Genomic DNA, 18,523 nt, shown 5'->3' with positions numbered 1-18,523 from the left:
TAGCTGCACAAGCACAGCAAGCTTCAAAAATCAGAGCTGCCAGTGCTTACCAAGAAAGGATTTCAAACTTATTGAACTTGCAAATCCTTATCTGAAAAGCGCAAAGCGCTTTCATTTTTATTGCAGCATGCATGAAGCAAAGGCGCAGAAAGCAGAAAAGCCCTTGATCATTGCTGATCAAGGGCTTTGAATTCTGGTGGCCTGGGACGGGATCGAACCGCCGACACGCGGATTTTCAATCCGCTGCTCTACCAACTGAGCTACCGGGCCGTTTGTAGAAAACGCGATTGTATATCAAACCAGAGCAGCCTGGCAAAAATATTTTTAACCGCGGCGACTGCGTCCCAGATCAACACCCAGCTGGCGCAGCTTGCGATACAGGTGGGTGCGCTCCAGCCCGGTTTTTTCTGCCACGCGTGTCATGGACCCGCCTTCGCGGGCCAGATGAAACTCGAAATAGGCCTTCTCAAAACCATCGCGTGCTTCACGCAGAGGGCGGTCCAGATCAAAGCCCTGGTGGGCACTGGGCACGCTGTCTGCAGCCTGGCAGGCATTCGCCACAGGTCGCACCACGGCAGCATCGGTGCTGTAAGTCATGCGCTCTGCCACGGGCGCTGCGCCCGCAGGGGCCGCGCCAATCATTGCGCCCGGAGCTTTTGCTGGCGGCGTGCTTGCGCTCTTGGCCAGCCCCTGCTCCACGGCCTTGAGCAGCTTTTGCATGGTGATGGGTTTTTCCAGGAAAGACAGTGCGCCAATGCGCGTAGCCTCTACCGCCGTCTCAATCGTGGCATGACCACTCATCATGATGACAGGCATGGTGAGCTGACCCGAAGTGGCCCACTCCTTGAGCAGGGACACGCCATCGGTATCAGGCATCCAGATATCGAGCAACACCAGATCAAAGTTGCCTGAATTACGAGCGACACGGGCTTCTGTGGCATTGGCCGCTAACTCAACGCTGTGACCTTCGTCGTTGAGGATCTCCGACAGAAGATCCCTGATGCCCAACTCATCATCTACTACCAGTATGTTTGCCATGAGATTCGAAAGCCTATGTACTTCAGGTATCAGGTTCACCGCCCTCACGGTGTTTCGGTGCTTACGGGGACAAATGATAGCGACACTTGTGCACCTTGTACCATGCCGTTATCCATGCGATTTGCCAGATCAATGCGTGCGCCGTGCTCGTCAGCAATCTTTTTCACCACGGCCAGACCCAGCCCGGTTCCCCGGACCTTGGTCGTGACATAAGGCTCAAAAGCACGCTGCAGAATGTGTGCCGCAAAACCTGCGCCACTGTCACTGACGGTCAGTCGCACACGCTTGCTGCTCTCTACCCACTGAATGGTGATTTCAACAGCAGGCGGCGTCACACCCAGTGATTCAGCCTGCTGCAAGGTCGCATCTTGTGCGTTTTGCACCAGGTTATGGATGACCTGGCGCAATTGCTGTGCATCTCCCGCAATGCGTGGAGCGGATGGGTCGAGCTTGGCTCGCACAGGCACCTGGGCATTTTCTTCACCGTACAGCTGCATCAGCTCCATCACCAGCGCGTTCAAATCCAGCGGCTGCAATTCTGCGGCAGGCAAGCGTGCATAGTCGCGAAACTCATTCACCAAACGTAGCATTGCTGCTACTTGATCAACAATTGTTTTCACCGATCGGTTCAGCAGTGCCTGTTCTGGCGGCTCCAGCTTGTCTGCCAGCTTGATGGAAAGACGCTCGGCAGACAGCTGAATCGGTGTCAGCGGATTCTTGATTTCATGCGCCACACGGCGTGCTACCTCGGCCCACGCCTTGGAACGCTGCGCAGAAACAATCTCCGAGATATCGTCAAACACAATCAGGCGCCTCGACTGCGGCAGCTCTGCACCGCGCACCACCAGCGTGGTCTTGTTCTGGGTGACCACGCCGCTGTCAGCTTGCTGCTCCGGATGCTCCAGCGACAACTCCAGCACCTGCTGCCAGCGATCACGCCCTGCATCCGCACCCTGCTCGCCGAGGAAAATCTCGAACTGCTCCTGCACCAGCTGTGCCATACCAGCCAGACCCGGCACCTCTTCCAGCTTGCGCCCAATGTAGATCGCCATGGGCATGCGCAGAATGCGTGTGGCACCAGGGTTGATAGACAGCACATGCCAGCGGTCGTCGAGCACCAGCACACCCGAGGTCAGATTGTCCAGAATCGTCTGCAGATTGGTGCGCGCAGCCTTCACCTCTGCCATGCTCTTGTCCACTGCCGTGCGGGCATCCAGCAGCTGCTGCGTCATCAGCGCAAAGGAGCGCGTCAACCCGCCCAGTTCGTCCTGGCTTTGCAGCGCCATCTTGGGCGTCAGGTCTCCACGCGCCACATCGCGCACGCCCTGCGCCAGCACCAGCAATGGGCGCGCAAGGTGATTGCCCAGCAAGACCGCCAGCAGGACCGCACCAAACACCGCCAGAAACAGACTCAGCGTCAGCGTACCTATGTACATGCGCTGCAGCCCCTGGCGCGCCAGAGCGCGCTCCTGGTATTCACGGTTGGCATCCTGCACGGCCAGTGCATTCGTCACCAGCGCACTGGGCAGCGGGATGATGGCCTGCAGGAAGCGGGGCTTGCTCACCAGCATCAACCGCGGGTCACTCACCAGTGCCAGGGTTTTCACATAGGCATGTTCGCCTTCTTCACCTGCACCCCAAGCCCCCACTTCATCCAGCCCTTCGATGCTGGCCAGCGGCCGCAGGCCAGTGCGCAGACTGCGCAGCTGCTGGTTGCTGGGGCGTTCAGGGTTGAGGTCGAACATGGACATGCCCACACTGGCCACGGCCACACCCGCTTCATTCCACAGGATCACATCGGTAGCGCCCAGCTGTTCTCGGATGCGCTCCAGCACCACGCCCGCGGCCGCATCCGGCACCTGGGCCAGCTGCTGGCTGGCAGCCCGCGTGTTGTTCGCCATGTCATTGGCCACAGTCTCCAGCGTGACGCTGGCCAGATTCACGCCAGCGCTCAGCGCCCCCTCGACCTTGACGTCAAACCAGCTTTCAATCGAGCGCGAGACAAACTGGTAGGACACGACATAGATCAGCAGCCCCGGCACCACACCGACCAGACCAAAAATGGCCGCCAGTTTGAGCAGCAGGCGGCTGCCAAACTTGCGCTGGCGCCAGCGCACCGCCAGGCGTATGGCCATCCACAGCAGCACCAGCAGCAGTGCAGATGCCACCAGCACATTCAGGCCAAACAACCATGCGTAGTGCTGTTCATACAGCTCCCGGTTGTTCGTGGCCTGCATGAGCAGAAAAAGCAGCACCAGGCCAATGGCACACATGACCGTACCCAATACGCCCAGCACCCAGCGCATGGATTTACGCGAACTTGGCGCACTCATTGCAAAGCTTCCAGATCCACAGTTTCCCGGCGTGTGACCAGCAGGTTCCAGTCTGAGCGTCCCAGTGCACCAATCTGCAGGGGGCGGGGGAAACGGGATAAATCAATACGAAAGCGCAGCTGCAGCAGCGCCGTGCCATCCGATGGCAGCTCGGCCATGCTGCCAATGCGCCAGCGCACAATCCGCTGCATGGCCTGCACCGCATCCGCCAGTGATTCAAACGTGCTGGACAGCGCCAGCTTCAGGCCCTGACCCTCAAAGGGCTGGCTGCCGTCATACAGGCGCCAGCGACGGATGAGCGGCTGGTAGCTCAGCCGCATGTAGCGCACTGCGCTGAGCAGCTGCTGGTCACTCCAGTACCAGCGCTCGCGCAACATTTGTGCTTCAGCGATGAAGTGCACGGGAATGCCCTTGAGCAAGGCATCCAGCACCAGATCAGGCAATGACCACTGAAAGCGCGCACTCAGCAGCAGGGACTCACCATCGCGCTGCAGACGCAGGTTCTCCCAGTCCAGGCTTTTATCCGCCGAAGCAGACTCTGGAGACGGCTCTGCACCCCCCTCTTGCAGTGGCGGCAAAGACGTAGCTTCCTGCGCATGCGTACCTTGGGCCGTCCGCAACGCCGATGCCCCGATTGCCAGCACCCATGCAGCAGCTGCACGACGCTGCTGCCCATGGGGGGGCAGCGCAGCATCAGCCGTTTTTTTGCAGCAGGGCGTAGAAGAATCCGTCGTGGTCACCTGCAGCATTGTCTGTGACCGGTGCAGCTGCCGCGTCATTTCCCGGAATTAAATGTCCGGGGGACGGTAATAACTGTGCCCGGGTGTTGCGTGCAAGAAACGCTTGGATTTGCGCCTCGCCCTCTGCCTTGAACACGGAACAGGTGCAATACAGTATGCGCCCACCTGTTCGGAGCAAAGGCCACAGGGCATCCAGCAGCTGGGACTGGATCGCAGCCAGCTGGTCAATATCGCTGGCACGGCGCAGCCAGCGCACATCAGGGTGGCGGCGCACAATGCCCGAAGCGGAACAGGGAGCGTCCAGCAAGATGGCATCAAACTGCGCACCACCATTGGCAGCCTGCCACCACTGCGCAGTCTGACCGGCATCAGCCACCAGCACCTTGGCGCGATCCTGCAGCTGCAGACGCTGCAAGGTATCGTGAATGCGTTCGCTGCGCTCGGCATCGACTTCCAGCGCCGTCACACGCACGGGTGAAGCCGCACCGGCGTATTCCAGCAAATGCGCCGTCTTGCCGCCCGGTGCGGCGCAGGCATCGAGCAGCTGCAAAGGCTGGCTCAGATCCATGCCCTTCAGCAACAAGGGCGCAGCCAGCTGCGCGGCACCATCCTGTACCGACACCATGCCCTGCTCAAAGCCTGGCAAAGCATGTACGGGCTGCGCCTTGTCCAGCTGCACACCGGCTTCACCAAACACAGATGCATCAATATTGATAGCTTTCAGCGCTTGCTGGTACTGTGCGGGAGTCGTTTTTTGCTTATTAACTCTCAGGCTCATGGGGGCCTGGGTGTTATTGGCCTGCAGAATGCGCTCCCAGTCCTGCGGATAGTCTTTTTGCAGGCGCTCCAGCCACCACTGCGGATGGTTCCAGCGTGCCAGCGGATCGCTGTCCGTCTGCGCCACCAGGGCATCACGTTCGCGCAGGAAGCGGCGCAGGCAGGCGTTCACAAAGCCGGACTGGCGCATCAGGCCGCCACGCTTGGCTGCCTCCACCGCCTGGTTCACCAGCGTGAATGGCTCATAGGGGGCCTGCTCAGGGTCCCAGGCCAGTGCGAGGGCCGTACACAGCAAGGCATCCACCTTGGCCGGTGGGGCCTTGGGGGCCAGTTGCTTGCGCAGGGCCTGGGCACGGCCCAGCTGGCGCAAGACCTGAAACAGCAATGCCTGCACGCCAGGGCGCAGGCGGGGCGACACGGATGCCAGCGCTGCATTGCCAGACTGGCCATCCAGAATCATCTGCAAGCCCTGGGCCACGGCAGCCAGCTGCTGCCACAGGGCAATCGGTGCTGCAGTGCCCGAAGGCGCTGCAGAGGAGGGAAAAATCTTTCGCGTCATGCGGTAGGCTGCATCAGCAATGCAGCATCTTTCTGAAAACTACGACCGGGGCGATAGCCACTCAGCCGTGCAACCACACAGGTAGGAGCCTGTGCAATCGACTGGTTGTAATGGGCCATGGCGTCATTGAACTGCGCAAGGCTGTGCATCTGCAGCGTATGCAGCTGCTGCCAGCGCTGTGACCATTCCTGCACATGCTCAGCGTGCATCTCCGACTTGTCTGCACACTGCTGCACATAGGCCTGCCATGCGACCTGTGCACTTTGCCATGCCACGTCCAGCGCAGCCACAGACTCGGGGCGAATGGAGCGCTTGCCCGGCTGCTCAACGGCAGATTCCAGCACATCAGCGCTGGACAGCAGCGCCTGCGGTGCATGGGGCACGAACACACCTGCCACCTGTTCCTTGAGCAGTTGCATGCGTGCGCAGTTACGCATCATTTCCACAATCTGCACAAACTGCTCCTGCACAGGTGCAAATGCCTGTGTGCAATGGTTTTTCAGCCGCTTGATGCGCTTGAACGCACCAATGCACCAGAACACCAGCACGGCAAGCAGCAGCAACTCCAATGAAAGTATCCACATCGTTCCAGCCCGACCCAGAGGTACCAATAAAAACGCTCCCTACCCGCCGCGAGGCAAGTAGGGAGCGCAATGCGCCTAACGCGGCACAGCGTGGCGATTAAGCAGCACTGTCGTCAGCGTCATCCGTAGCGGCAGCCATTTCAGCAGCTTCGGCTTCGGCGATGGCGCGACGCTCGGCGTCGTCCATGGCTTCCTTGGCCTTGCGTGCCTGGTGGTATGCCAGACCGGTACCGGCAGGGATCAGACGACCCACGATCACGTTTTCCTTCAGGCCGCGCAGCTCGTCGCGCTTGCCCATGATCGCAGCTTCGGTCAGCACGCGGGTCGTTTCCTGGAAGGAAGCCGCAGAGATGAACGAATCGGTCGACAGCGAAGCCTTGGTAATACCCAGCAACACGTTGGAGTAGGTTGCGGGGATCTTGCCCTGGGCCTGCAGCGCTTCGTTGGTGTTGAGGATCTCGGAACGCTCCACCTGCTCGCCAGCGATGTAGGTAGAGTCGCCGGGGTTCTCGACCACCACGCGACGCAGCATCTGGCGAACGATCACCTCGATGTGCTTGTCGTTGATCTTCACGCCCTGCAGACGGTACACATCCTGCACTTCGTCCACGATGTAGCGCGACAGCTCTTCGATACCCAGCAGACGCAGGATGTCCTGAGGATCGGCAGGGCCGTCCACAATCAGCTCACCCTTGTTCACCACCTGGCCTTCGTGGACCAGAATGTTGCGCTCCTTGGGCACCAGTTCTTCCCAGACCTTGCCTTCCAGATCAGTGATCTGCAGGCGGACCTTGCCCTTGGTTTCCTTACCAAAGGAGATCGTACCGGTCATCTCGGCCAGCGTACCCTTGTCCTTAGGCGTACGTGCTTCGAACAGTTCGGCCACACGTGGCAGACCACCGGTAATGTCTCGGGTCTTCTGGCCTTCCACAGGGATACGTGCCAGCACCTCGCCGGGGCCCACTTCCTGGCCGTCGCGCACCTGAATCAGCGCGCCGACCTGGAAGCCGATGGTCACGGAGTGGTCGGTACCAGGGATCTTGACTTCCTGGTCGTTGGCATCCACCAGCTTGACCTGAGGACGCACCACCTTGGTAGAACCACGACGCTTGGGGTCGATCACGACCAGGGTCGACAGACCGGTCACATCGTCCACCTGCTTGGCCACGGTCAGACCTTCTTCCACATTCTCGAACTTCACGCGACCAGCGTATTCGGTAATGATGGGGCGGGTCAGAGGGTCCCAGTTCGCCAGGATCTTGCCGGCCTTGATGGCTTCATCAGGCTTGATGGTCAGGATGGCACCGTAAGGCACCTTGTGACGCTCACGCTCGCGGCCGTTTTCGCTGATGATGATCTCGCCGGAACGGGAAATCACCACCAGTTCGCCCTTGGTGTTGGTCACATAACGCATGGTGGCGTTGAAACCAATCGAACCGTTGGACTTGGCTTCCACGCTGGAGGCCACTGCTGCACGCGAAGCCGCACCACCAATGTGGAAGGTACGCATGGTCAGCTGGGTACCAGGTTCACCGATGGACTGCGCAGCGATCACACCCACAGCTTCACCCAGGTTCACCAGACCACCGCGGCCCAGGTCACGGCCGTAGCACTTGGCGCACAGACCGTAGCGGGTTTCGCAGGTCAGCGCAGTGCGGACCTTGATTTCGTCCACGCCCTGAGCTTCCAGCTCTTCGATGATGTCTTCGGTCAGCAGGGTACCTGCAGACAGCAGCACTTCACGGTTTTCGGGGTGCAGCACATCTTCCGCAGTCGTGCGGCCCAGCACGCGATCGCGCAGGGATTCGATCACTTCACCACCTTCCACGATAGCGCGCATCAGCGTGCCATTGTGGGTGCCGCAGTCGTTTTCGGTCACAACCAGATCCTGGGTCACGTCCACCAGACGACGTGTCAGGTAACCGGAGTTCGCAGTCTTCAACGCCGTGTCGGCCAGACCCTTACGGGCACCGTGGGTCGAAATAAAGTACTGCAGAACGTTCAGACCTTCGCGGAAGTTCGCGGTAATAGGTGTCTCGATAATCGAGCCATCTGGCTTGGCCATCAGACCACGCATACCGGCCAGCTGACGAATCTGAGCTGCCGAACCACGAGCACCCGAGTCCGCCATCATGTAGATCGCGTTGAAGGACTCCTGGTCCACTTCGTTGCCGTGACGGTCAATGGTCTTCTGAACCTTCAGCTGGTCCATCATCACCTTGGACACGTCGTCACCGGCCTTGCCCCAGATGTCCACCACCTTGTTGTAGCGCTCACCTGCGGTCACCAGACCGGAGACGTACTGCTGCTCGATTTCCTTCACTTCGGCTTCTGCGCGAGCCAGGATATCGGCCTTCTGTGGAGGCACCAGCATGTCGTCGATGGACACGGAGAAGCCCGCGTGTGTCGACAGACGGAAGCCGTTTTGCAGCAGCTTGTCAGCGAACACCACGGTGGCCTTCAGGCCGCACTTGCGGAAGGAAGAATTGATCAGCTTGGAGATCTCTTTCTTCTTCAGCGCCTTGTTCATGTGGCTGAAAGGCAGGCCCTTGGGCAGAATTTCGGACAGCAGCGCACGGCCCACGGTGGTTTCCACCAGGCTCACGCTCTTTTCGAATTCGCCAGTTTCCTTGTTCTTGGTCCACTCAGGCAGACGCACGCTGATCTTGGCGTGCAGCTCCACTTCACCAGCGTCCAGTGCGCGCTGCACTTCGTTGGTGTCCAGGAACACCATGCCTTCGCCCTTGCCGTTGATCTTTTCACGGGTGGCGTGATACAGACCCAGCACCACGTCCTGAGAAGGAACGATGGAAGGTTCGCCCGAAGCAGGGAACAGCACGTTGTTCGAAGCCAGCATCAGTGCGCGAGCTTCCATCTGTGCTTCCACAGACAGAGGAACGTGCACAGCCATCTGGTCACCGTCAAAGTCAGCGTTGAACGCCGCGCAGACCAGTGGGTGCAGTTGCAGTGCCTTGCCTTCGATCAGGATAGGTTCGAACGCCTGGATACCCAAACGGTGCAGCGTAGGCGCACGGTTGAGCATGATGGGGTGTTCTTTGATGACCTCTTCCAGGATGTCCCACACCACAGGTGTGCCGGATTCCACTTCCTTCTTGGCAGCCTTGATGGTCGTAGCAATGCCACGCTGCTCCAGCTGAGCAAAGATGAAGGGCTTGAACAGCTCCAGCGCCATCAGCTTGGGCAGACCGCACTGGTGCAGCTTCAGGTAAGGACCCACGGTAATCACGGAACGACCGGAGTAGTCCACGCGCTTACCCAGCAAGTTCTGACGGAAGCGACCGCTCTTACCCTTGATCATGTCGGCCAGCGACTTCAGGGCACGCTTGTTAGCGCCCGTCATGGCCTTGCCGCGACGGCCGTTATCCAGCAGCGAGTCCACAGCTTCCTGCAGCATGCGCTTTTCGTTGCGCGCAATGATTTCAGGAGCCTTCAACTCGAGCAGACGACGCAGACGCGAGTTACGGTTGATCACGCGGCGATACAGGTCGTTCAGGTCGGAAGTGGCGAAACGGCCACCGTCCAGAGGTACCAGAGGACGCAGATCGGGAGGCAGCACAGGCAGCACTTCCAGCACCATCCACTCGGGCTTGATACCGGACTTCTTGAAGGCTTCCAGCAGCTTCAGGCGCTTGGCGTTCTTCTTGACCTTGACTTCAGAGCCAGTCAGGTCGTTGCGCAGGCGCTCGATTTCGCTGTCGATGTCGATGGACTCGAGCAGCTCCTTGATCGCTTCCGCGCCCATCTTGGCGGTGAACTCGTCGTAGCCGTATTCCTGGCACTTGGCGTCGTAGTCGTCCTCGGACATGATGCTGAACTTCTTCAGCGGGGTCATGCCGGGGTCGGTCACCACGTAGGCTTCAAAGTACAGCACACGCTCGATGTCGCGCAGTGTCATGTCCAGCACCAGGCCCAGACGCGAAGGCAGGGACTTCAGGAACCAGATGTGGGCGCAAGGGGCTGCCAGGTCGATGTGACCCATGCGCTCGCGGCGCACCTTGGTCTGCGTGACTTCAACACCGCACTTTTCGCAGATCACACCACGGTGCTTCAGGCGCTTGTACTTGCCGCACAAGCATTCGTAGTCCTTGATAGGACCAAAGATCTTGGCGCAGAACAGGCCGTCGCGCTCGGGCTTGAACGTACGGTAGTTGATGGTCTCAGGCTTCTTCACCTCACCAAAAGACCAGGAACGAATTTTCTCGGGCGAAGCCAAGCCGATCTTGATGGCATCGAAATGCTCATCCGGCGTGAATTGCTTGAACAGGTCGAGTAGCGATTTCATGTAACTCTTTCCCTTTTCACAAAATTTATAGCTGCTATCGCTTGCAGGACAAGGGTTTCAATATGAAAACCCTTGCAAATCCTTTATAAACAAGCGCTAGGCGCTCACTTTCTTTAAGGCCTTAGGTACGTTCGAGTTCGATGTCCAGGCCCAGGGAACGAATTTCCTTGACCAGCACGTTGAACGATTCGGGCATACCGGCTTCGATCGCATGTTCGCCCTTCACAATGGATTCGTACACCTTGGTACGACCCACCACGTCGTCGGACTTCACCGTCAGCATTTCCTGCAGAACGTAGGCGGCGCCGTATGCTTCCAGCGCCCACACTTCCATCTCACCGAAACGCTGACCACCGAACTGCGCCTTACCGCCCAGAGGCTGCTGTGTCACCAGCGAGTAAGGACCGGTGGAACGAGCGTGCATCTTGTCGTCGACCAAGTGGTGCAGCTTCAGGTAGTGCATGTAGCCCACGGTAGTGGGGCGCTCGAAGCGCTCACCAGTACGGCCGTCATACAGATAAGCCTGTGTGCGTGTCTCGGTCAGACCCTTGCGCTCCTTCAAGTCATCAGGGTATGCCAGCTTCAGCATGTCCTTGATTTCCTGCTCGGAAGCACCGTCAAACACGGGCGTTGCGAAAGGCACGCCGTCCTTGAGGTTCTCAGCCATGCGCATGATTTCGTCGTCGCTCAGCTGAGACAGGTCTTCCTTGCGGCCGCGGCTGTTGTAGACCTCGTCCAGGAAGGCACGCACTTCAGCCACCTTGGCTTCGTCACGCAGCATGTCGCCGATGCGCTGGCCCAGGCCCTTGGCGGCCCAGCCCAAGTGCACTTCCAGCACCTGACCGATGTTCATACGCGAAGGCACACCCAGAGGGTTCAGCACGATGTCGGCAGTGGTGCCGTCGGCCATGAAAGGCATGTCTTCCACAGGCACGATGCGCGAGACCACACCCTTGTTACCGTGGCGACCGGCCATCTTGTCACCAGGCTGCAGACGGCGCTTGACGGCCAGGTAGACCTTGACCATTTTCAGCACGCCAGCAGGCAGCTCGTCACCCTGTGTCAGCTTCTTGCGCTTTTCTTCAAAGGCCAGATCGAATTCGTGGCGCGTCTGCTCCAGCGAGTTCTTGCTGGACTCCAGCTGTGCAGCCACGTCGTCTTCGGCAGGACGGATGTCGAACCAGTGGAACTTCTCGACGCTGTCCAGATAAGCCTTGTCGATCTTTGCGCCCTTGGCCAGCTTGTTGGGGCCGCCATTGGCCACGCGACCGATCAGGAGCTTTTCGATACGGTCAAACGCGTCAGCTTCCACGATACGCAGCTGGTCGTTCAGGTCCAGACGGAAGCGCTTGAGTTCATCGTCGATGATCTGCTGAGCGCGCTTGTCACGCTGGATGCCTTCACGGGTGAAGACCTGCACGTCGATCACGGTACCGGACGAGCCCTGGTCCACACGCAGCGAAGTGTCCTTCACGTCGGAAGCCTTCTCACCGAAGATGGCACGCAGCAGCTTCTCTTCAGGGGTCAGCGTGGTTTCACCCTTAGGTGTCACCTTGCCCACCAGCACGTCGCCGGGCAGCACTTCAGCACCCACGTAAATGATGCCGGACTCGTCCAGACGGTTCAGTTGCTGCTCGGACAGGTTGGGGATATCGCGGGTAATTTCTTCCGCACCCAGCTTGGTGTCACGCGCCATCACCACCAGTTCCTCGATGTGGATCGAGGTGTAGCGGTCATCCGCCACCACGCGTTCGGAGATCAGAATCGAGTCTTCGAAGTTGTAGCCGTTCCAGGGCATGAAGGCGATCAGCATGTTCTGACCGATGGCGATTTCGCCCATGTCGGTCGATGCGCCGTCAGCAATCACGTCACCCTTGGCCAGCACGTCGCCGCGCTTGACCACAGGACGCTGGTGGATGTTGGTGTTCTGGTTCGAACGCTGATACTTGATCAGGTTGTAGATGTCCACACCGACTTCACCAGCCACGGCTTCAGCGTCGTTCACGCGGATCACGATGCGGGTTGCGTCCACATAGTCCACGATACCGCCGCGACGCGCAGTCACCACGGTGCCGGAGTCCACAGCTGCCACGCGCTCGATACCGGTACCGACCACAGGCTTTTCAGGACGCAGCACAGGCACGGCCTGACGCGACATGTTGGCACCCATCAACGCGCGGTTCGCGTCGTCGTGCTCCAGGAATGGAATCAGGGAAGCCGCCACCGACACGATCTGTGCAGGCGACACGTCCATGTACTGCACGCGCTCAGGCGACAGCAGGGTCGATTCACCCTTTTCACGGGCAGACACCAGCTCACCCACCAGACGGCCTTCTGCGTCGAGCTCGGCGTTGGCCTGCGCGATCACATACTTGCCTTCTTCAATGGCGGACAGGTAGTCGATTTCCATGGTCACCTTGCCATCGACCACGCGACGGTAAGGGGTCTCGATGAAGCCGTACTCGTTCAGACGAGCGTACAGCGCCAGCGAGTTGATCAGACCAATGTTTGGACCTTCAGGCGTTTCGATAGGGCAGACGCGACCGTAGTGGGTCACGTGCACGTCACGCACTTCAAAGCCTGCACGTTCGCGGGTCAGACCACCTGGGCCAAGGGCCGAAACACGGCGCTTGTGGGTGATTTCGGCCAGAGGGTTGGTCTGGTCCATGAACTGCGACAGCTGCGATGCACCGAAGAACTCCTTCAGCGCTGCAGAAATAGGCTTGGAATTGATCAGGTCGTGAGGCATCAGAGGCTCTTGCTCTGCCTGGCCCAGACGTTCCTTCACAGCCTTTTCGATACGTGCCAGACCGGTGCGGTACTGGTTTTCGGCCAGTTCGCCCACGCAACGCACGCGACGGTTGCCCAGGTGGTCGATGTCGTCCACTTCACCACGGCCATTGCGCAGATCCACCAGCAGCTTGACCACTGCCAGAATGTCTTCGTTGGACAGCACCATGGGGCCTTCGGCCGTATCGCGCCCCACACGAGCGTTGAACTTCATGCGGCCTACGCGCGACAGGTCGTAGGTGTCTGGGTTGTAGAACAGACGCTGGAACAGCGCTTGCACGGCATCCTCGGTAGGAGGCTCACCAGGGCGCATCATGCGGTAGATAGCCACACGTGCAGCGAACTCGTCCACGGTTTCGTCAGTACGCAGGGTCTGCGAGATGTAGGCGCCCTGGTCCAGTTCGTTCGTATAGATGCACTGGATGTCCTGGATGCCGGCGCTGCGCAGCTTCTTCAGCACGGCTTCGGTCAACTCTTCGTTGGCCTTGGCAATGATTTCGCCAGTGTCAGGATCGATGATGTTCTTGGCCAGCACGCGACCCAGCAGGAAGTCTTCAGGCACGCTGATGTACTTGGTGCCAGACTGCTCCAGTTCACGGGTGTGACGTGCAGTGATGCGCTTGTCCTTGGCGACAACGACCTTGCCGGACTTGTCGGTAATGTCAAAGCGTGCCACTTCACCCTTCAGACGATCGGCCACAAATTCCATTTGTGCGCCGCTGTCCATCAGACGGAAATTATCGTTCACAAAGAAGTGCGCCAGGATCTGCTCGGGGTTCATGCCGATGGCCTTCAGCAGGATCGACACGGGCATCTTGCGGCGACGGTCCACGCGGAAGTACAGCAGGTCCTTGGGGTCGAACTCGAAGTCCAGCCAGGAGCCGCGGTAAGGAATGATGCGTGCCGAGAACAGCAGCTTGCCAGAGCTGTGGGTCTTACCCTTGTCGTGCTCGAAGAACACGCCTGGCGAGCGGTGCAGCTGCGACACGATCACGCGCTCAGTACCGTTGATGATGAACGAGCCCTTGTCAGTCATCAGGGGCACTTCGCCCATGTAGACCTCTTGCTCCTTCACTTCCTTGACTACCTTGGACTGGGCAGTGGAAGACTCGCGGTCATAAATAATGAGTTGCACCTTGGCACGCACGGCCGAAGCGTAGGTCAGACCACGGGTCTGGCACTCTCGCACGTCAAACGTGGGCTTGGCAAGGTTGTACTCAACAAACTTCATCTCCACAAAACCATTGTGGGAGACGATGGGGAAGGCGGAATTGAAGGCCGCTTGCAGGCCCTCATTGCTGCGTTTTTGGGGCGGTACGTCTGCCTGCAGGAATGCGGTGTATGCATCTTTTTGCATCTGCAGCAGGTAAGGCACTTCGAGCACGCTATCGCGGCTGCCGAAACTCTTGCGAATTCGCTTGCGTTCGGTGTAAGAATAGGCCATGAGATCTCCGGGCAAAGACTTGAGTCCTGGGTCTGCGACGACACGGTCCAGCACGTACAGCGCACGCACGCTGCGTTACTGGCTTGGCGGTTGGCCACTACCAACCATGGCTGACGACGATGCGTTGCACATCGCCCGAACCAAGGCATCTTCTGCTGTCGAGATGTCAGAAGACACTAGAAAACCGTGACTACTCTGGCTTTCTGGTGCACTCTGGAAAAAATAGCATACCCACAAGCGCCAAAAGCTGGAGTGCCCTTTCGGACACTCCAGCCTCAGGAATTCACTGAATTACTTCAGCTCAGCCTTAGCACCAGCTTCGGTCAGCTTCTTAGCAGCTGCTTCAGCGTCGGCCTTGGGCATGCCTTCCTTCAGAACCTTAGGAGCGCCGTCGACCATGTCCTTGGCTTCCTTCAGGCCCAGACCAGTGATTTCGCGAACCACCTTAATCACGGACACCTTGTTGGAACCAGCGTCAGCCAGCACCAGGTTGAAGTCGGTCTTTTCTTCAGCAGCAGCAGCACCGCCAGCAGCGCCACCAGCAGCAGGAGCGGCCATAGCAGCAGCGCTCACGCCAAACTTCTCTTCAATAGCCTTAACCAGCTCGTTCAGTTCCAGAACAGTCATGCTGTCCAGGGCGGTCAAGAATGCGTCTTTATCGAATGCCATTTTGATTTCCTAACAATTAGTGTGTTGATGCCGCGCTCAATTAAGCAGCAGCAGTTTCTTCGGCGCCTTCGCCCTTCTTGGCCGCCAGAGCGCCCAGCACAACGGCTGTACGCGAGATAGGCGACATGAGCAAGCCGCACAGTTGTGCGAGCAATACTTCCTTAGAGGGGATGCTAGCCAGCTGCTTAACGCCGTCCACGTCCAGGGCCTTGCCTGCAAACGCGCCTGCACGAATCACCAACTTGTCGTTGGTCTTCGCGAAGTCAGCCACTACCTTGGCAGCGGCAATTGCGTCTTCAGAGAAGCCATAGATCAGAGGACCAGTCATCTGGTCAGCCACCACTTCAAACTGGCTGCCGGACACAGCACGACGGGCCAGTGTGTTCTTCAGAACACTCAGGCTCACGCCCTTGCTGCGAGCATCAGCACGCAGTTTGGTCATGTCGGCGACCGTGATGCCGCGGTATTCCGCGATCACAAGCGTTTGAGCTTTAGCGGCGAGGCTGGTCACTTCATTGATGACCGCTTCTTTCTCACTGCGATTCAGACTCAAGGTCTACTCCTTCAAATGCGCATACCCAGTTACCTCGGCATGCGCGCTCTTGTTGCAGCGACCAACTGTTAGAGGGACATTCATCCATCTGCAGCGGGATCGCCATCTGCGCTGGCGCTATCATTAAGTGGCAAGCCACACCAGCGGTCTTGGATGACCTACGCGGCTTTTTCAAGCTGCGTAGCCCACCACATCGGCTCGCCTTTTTACAGGCAAGCCAAATATTTTAGCAATTAAGCTGCGATGGATTGTGTGTCGACGCGAACACCCACACCCATGGTGGAGGAAACCGCCACCTTGCGCAGGTACAGACCCTTGCTGGTTGCAGGCTTAGCCTTGTTCAGCGCTTCGATCAGTGCAGCCAGGTTGCCCTGCAGCTTTTCGCTGTCGAACGAACGACGACCAATGGTCGAGTGAATGATACCGGCCTTGTCCACGCGGAACTGCACTTGACCAGCCTTGGCGTTCTTCACAGCCGTAGCCACGTCAGGAGTCACAGTACCAACCTTGGGGTTAGGCATCAGACCACGTGGGCCCAGAATCTGGCCCAGCTGACCCACCACGCGCATGGCGTCAGGTGCAGCGATCACGATGTCGAAAGGCATGTCACCAGCCTTGACTTGTGCAGCCAGGTCGTCCATACCCACCACGTCAGCACCAGCAGCCTTGGCTTCTTCAGCCTTGGCACCTTGTGCAAACACAGCAACACGGGTGGTCTTACCAGTACCGTGAGGCAGCACCACAGCGCCACGCACCACTTGGTCAGACTTCTTGGCATCCACGCCCAGCTGAACAGCCACGTCGATAGACTCATCGAACTTGGCAGTAGCGGCTTCCTTCACCAGAGCAATAGCTTCAGCGAACGAATACAGCTTGGTGGTGTCTACCTTACCCTGCAGGGCTTTTTGCTTCTTGGTCAACTTGGCCATTTTACAAACCCTCCACGATCACGCCCATCGAACGGGCAGAACCAGCCAGCGTACGCACAGCAGCGTCCACGTCAGCAGCGTTCATGTCCTTCAGCTTGGTCTTGGCAATTTCTTCCAGCTGTTCGCGGGTGATCTTGCCAACCTTTGCCTTCAGAGCGTTCGAAGAACCCTTGTCCAGCTTGATGGCCTTCTTGATCAGCACAGTTGCGGGAGGAGTCTTGATGACAAAAGTGAAGCTCTTGTCAGCATAGGCAGTAATCACCACGGGCAGAGGCAGACCGGGCTCAACACCTTGAGTCTGCGCATTGAATGCCTTACAGAACTCCATGATGTTCAGGCCACGCTGACCCAGCGCAGGACCGATTGGAGGGGATGGGTTGGCCTTACCAGCTGGCACTTGCAGCTTGATGAAGCCGACGATCTTCTTCGCCATGTTTAGCTCCTTACGGGTAATAACGCCAGGTCAAACGACCCGGCTCCCCGGGGTTAAAGCCCCAATATTTCAATACGCGGGGCCAAAAACGTACCTCAGGTTTTTTCGACCTGAGAGAACTCGAGTTCAACGGGTGTAGAACGTCCAAAGATTGCTACGGATACGCGCAGACGGCTCTTTTCGTAGTTCACTTCCTCGACAGTGCCGTTGAAGTCCGTGAATGGACCTTCCTTAACACGCACCAGCTCACCCACCATGAATTCAATCTTGTGGCGAGGCTTTTCAGAGCCTTCTTCCATCTGGCTCACAATCTTCTGGACTTCAGCCTCAGAAATGGGAGCGGGACGGTTCTTGGCCCCACCCACAAAGCCAGTAACCTTGCTGGTGTGCTTGACCAGGTGCCAAGTATCGTCATCCATGACCATCTCGACGAAGACATAGCCTGGAAACAGGCGACGCTCGGTGGTCTTGCGTTGACCGTTCTTCATTTCCACCACTTCTTCGGTGGGAACCAAGATACGACCAAACTTATCTTGCATACCAGCGCGATTAATGCGCTCGGTAATATTGCGCTCTACAGCCTTCTCCATGCCCGAGTAAGCATGGACGATATACCAGCGCAGATCAGGATTGACAGGAACAGACGCAGCTGCCTCACCCGACAAAGGTTCGATCGCATCAGTCATTAGCTTCTCCAGCCCAAAATGAGATCGTACAGAACCCATCCAAGCGTTTTATCCGTCAGCCACAGAAACAGTGCCATGACCACTACAAAACCAAAAACGTAGGCGGTCATCTGCAAGGTTTCCTTGCGAGTTGGCCACACTACCTTCTTGACTTCTTTCCACGAGTCTTTTCCGAAAGCGAGCAACTGCTTGCCGGACTCGGAGACAAAAAATGTCGCGGCCGCAGCGAGCAACCCGACAACCAAGACGCCCCACTGCGCAACAGGTCCATGCTGCGACAACAGATAAAAGCCAGCCACAGCAGCAATCACCAAAACCAATGCTGCGATCAGCTTGGCTTTGTCTGCACCGGTGCTAACTGTCTCAACTTGTGATGTGGCCATATCTCACTTTTCTTGCTGCAAATGATCTTGCAGCACAAGACACTGAAGCCCGCCAGTTCCTGGCGGGCTTGGTGTTACCACTACATGGTGGCAGGGGCAGTAGGAATCGAACCTACAACCTTCGGTTTTGGAGACCGACGCTCTGCCAATTGAGCTATACCCCTAAACCCGAATCAATTAGGCAATGATCTTAGCAACCACGCCGGCGCCAACAGTACGACCACCTTCGCGGATAGCGAAACGCAGACCTTCTTCCATAGCGATAGGAGCGATCAGCTTCACAGTGATGGAGACGTTATCGC

14 protein-coding genes and 2 tRNA genes are annotated in these 18,523 nt (G+C 58.2%); all 16 read right to left on the bottom strand.

Annotated features, from left to right (window positions below):
- Positions 1-194: 194 nt before the first annotated feature.
- A tRNA-Phe gene (locus F7P80_RS13195) sits at positions 195-270 on the bottom strand.
- 54 nt (positions 271-324) lie between these two features.
- The gene (locus F7P80_RS13190) at positions 325-1,038 is read right to left on the bottom strand and encodes a response regulator (protein ID WP_151045397.1); all 714 of its coding nucleotides are present in this window, start codon (positions 1,036-1,038) and stop codon (positions 325-327) included.
- A 44-nt stretch (positions 1,039-1,082) separates the two neighbouring features.
- A complete protein-coding gene (locus tag F7P80_RS13185) occupies positions 1,083-3,371 on the bottom strand; it encodes a sensor histidine kinase (RefSeq protein ID WP_054065705.1) in 2,289 nt (762 codons plus the stop codon).
- Positions 3,368-3,949 (bottom strand): DUF4390 domain-containing protein, encoded by a 582-nt coding sequence (locus tag F7P80_RS13180; RefSeq protein WP_249041474.1) that lies wholly within the window; start codon positions 3,947-3,949, stop codon positions 3,368-3,370. The genes F7P80_RS13185 and F7P80_RS13180 overlap by 4 nt, the downstream gene beginning before the upstream one ends.
- A 115-nt stretch (positions 3,950-4,064) precedes the next feature.
- The gene (gene rsmB, locus F7P80_RS13175; RefSeq protein ID WP_151045391.1) at positions 4,065-5,447 is read right to left on the bottom strand and encodes a 16S rRNA (cytosine(967)-C(5))-methyltransferase RsmB; all 1,383 of its coding nucleotides are present in this window, start codon (positions 5,445-5,447) and stop codon (positions 4,065-4,067) included.
- Positions 5,444-6,016, bottom strand: coding sequence for a hypothetical protein (locus tag F7P80_RS13170; protein ID WP_170265388.1), 573 nt, complete (start codon positions 6,014-6,016; stop codon positions 5,444-5,446). The genes rsmB and F7P80_RS13170 overlap by 4 nt, the downstream gene beginning before the upstream one ends.
- A gap of 112 nt (positions 6,017-6,128) precedes the next feature.
- Positions 6,129-10,334, bottom strand: a complete 4,206-nt coding sequence (rpoC, locus tag F7P80_RS13165; protein ID WP_054065708.1) for a DNA-directed RNA polymerase subunit beta' — start codon at positions 10,332-10,334, stop codon at positions 6,129-6,131.
- Between the two features lie 121 nt (positions 10,335-10,455).
- Complete coding sequence (rpoB, locus tag F7P80_RS13160) at positions 10,456-14,568, bottom strand: DNA-directed RNA polymerase subunit beta (protein WP_054065709.1); 4,113 nt, start codon at positions 14,566-14,568, stop codon at positions 10,456-10,458.
- Between the two features lie 291 nt (positions 14,569-14,859).
- Complete coding sequence (gene rplL / locus F7P80_RS13155) at positions 14,860-15,237, bottom strand: 50S ribosomal protein L7/L12 (RefSeq protein WP_054065710.1); 378 nt, start codon at positions 15,235-15,237, stop codon at positions 14,860-14,862.
- 40 nt (positions 15,238-15,277) lie between these two features.
- Entirely contained in the window at positions 15,278-15,790 is a 513-nt protein-coding gene (rplJ, locus tag F7P80_RS13150) for a 50S ribosomal protein L10 (RefSeq protein WP_054065711.1), read from the bottom strand.
- Positions 15,791-16,023: 233 nt separating this feature from the next.
- Positions 16,024-16,719, bottom strand: coding sequence for a 50S ribosomal protein L1 (rplA, locus tag F7P80_RS13145; RefSeq protein WP_054065712.1), 696 nt, complete (start codon positions 16,717-16,719; stop codon positions 16,024-16,026).
- 1 nt (position 16,720) lies between these two features.
- Complete coding sequence (gene rplK / locus F7P80_RS13140) at positions 16,721-17,152, bottom strand: 50S ribosomal protein L11 (RefSeq protein ID WP_054065713.1); 432 nt, start codon at positions 17,150-17,152, stop codon at positions 16,721-16,723.
- A 95-nt stretch (positions 17,153-17,247) separates the two neighbouring features.
- The gene (gene nusG, locus F7P80_RS13135) at positions 17,248-17,838 is read right to left on the bottom strand and encodes a transcription termination/antitermination protein NusG (protein ID WP_054065714.1); all 591 of its coding nucleotides are present in this window, start codon (positions 17,836-17,838) and stop codon (positions 17,248-17,250) included.
- Entirely contained in the window at positions 17,838-18,221 is a 384-nt protein-coding gene (gene secE / locus F7P80_RS13130) for a preprotein translocase subunit SecE (RefSeq protein ID WP_054065715.1), read from the bottom strand. The genes nusG and secE overlap by 1 nt, the downstream gene beginning before the upstream one ends.
- A gap of 88 nt (positions 18,222-18,309) precedes the next feature.
- Positions 18,310-18,385 (bottom strand) — tRNA-Trp (locus tag F7P80_RS13125).
- Positions 18,386-18,398: 13 nt separating this feature from the next.
- Positions 18,399-18,523: EF-Tu C-terminal domain-related protein (locus tag F7P80_RS13120; protein ID WP_479723912.1), on the bottom strand; the 125-nt coding region annotated here is incomplete at its 5' end.

This window comes from Comamonas kerstersii (assembly GCF_008801935.1).
GTDB classification, from domain to species: domain Bacteria; phylum Pseudomonadota; class Gammaproteobacteria; order Burkholderiales; family Burkholderiaceae_C; genus Comamonas; species Comamonas kerstersii.
This window is presented reverse-complemented; position numbering and strand designations above follow the sequence as displayed.

Bases quoted from the DNA above. Each gene is read 5' to 3' on its own strand.
- rplA (WP_054065712.1), bottom strand. From the start codon at position 16,719: ATGGCCAAGTTGACCAAGAAGCAAAAAGCCCTGCAGGGTAAGGTAGAC.
- F7P80_RS13185 (WP_054065705.1), bottom strand. From the start codon at position 3,371: ATGAGTGCGCCAAGTTCGCGTAAATCCATGCGCTGGGTGCTGGGCGTA.
- rplK (WP_054065713.1), bottom strand. From the start codon at position 17,152: ATGGCGAAGAAGATCGTCGGCTTCATCAAGCTGCAAGTGCCAGCTGGT.
- secE (WP_054065715.1), bottom strand. From the start codon at position 18,221: ATGGCCACATCACAAGTTGAGACAGTTAGCACCGGTGCAGACAAAGCC.
- rpoC (WP_054065708.1), bottom strand. From the start codon at position 10,334: ATGAAATCGCTACTCGACCTGTTCAAGCAATTCACGCCGGATGAGCAT.
- rpoB (WP_054065709.1), bottom strand. From the start codon at position 14,568: ATGGCCTATTCTTACACCGAACGCAAGCGAATTCGCAAGAGTTTCGGC.
- nusG (WP_054065714.1), bottom strand. From the start codon at position 17,838: ATGACTGATGCGATCGAACCTTTGTCGGGTGAGGCAGCTGCGTCTGTT.
- rsmB (WP_151045391.1), bottom strand. From the start codon at position 5,447: ATGACGCGAAAGATTTTTCCCTCCTCTGCAGCGCCTTCGGGCACTGCA.
- rplL (WP_054065710.1), bottom strand. From the start codon at position 15,237: ATGGCATTCGATAAAGACGCATTCTTGACCGCCCTGGACAGCATGACT.
- F7P80_RS13190 (WP_151045397.1), bottom strand. From the start codon at position 1,038: ATGGCAAACATACTGGTAGTAGATGATGAGTTGGGCATCAGGGATCTT.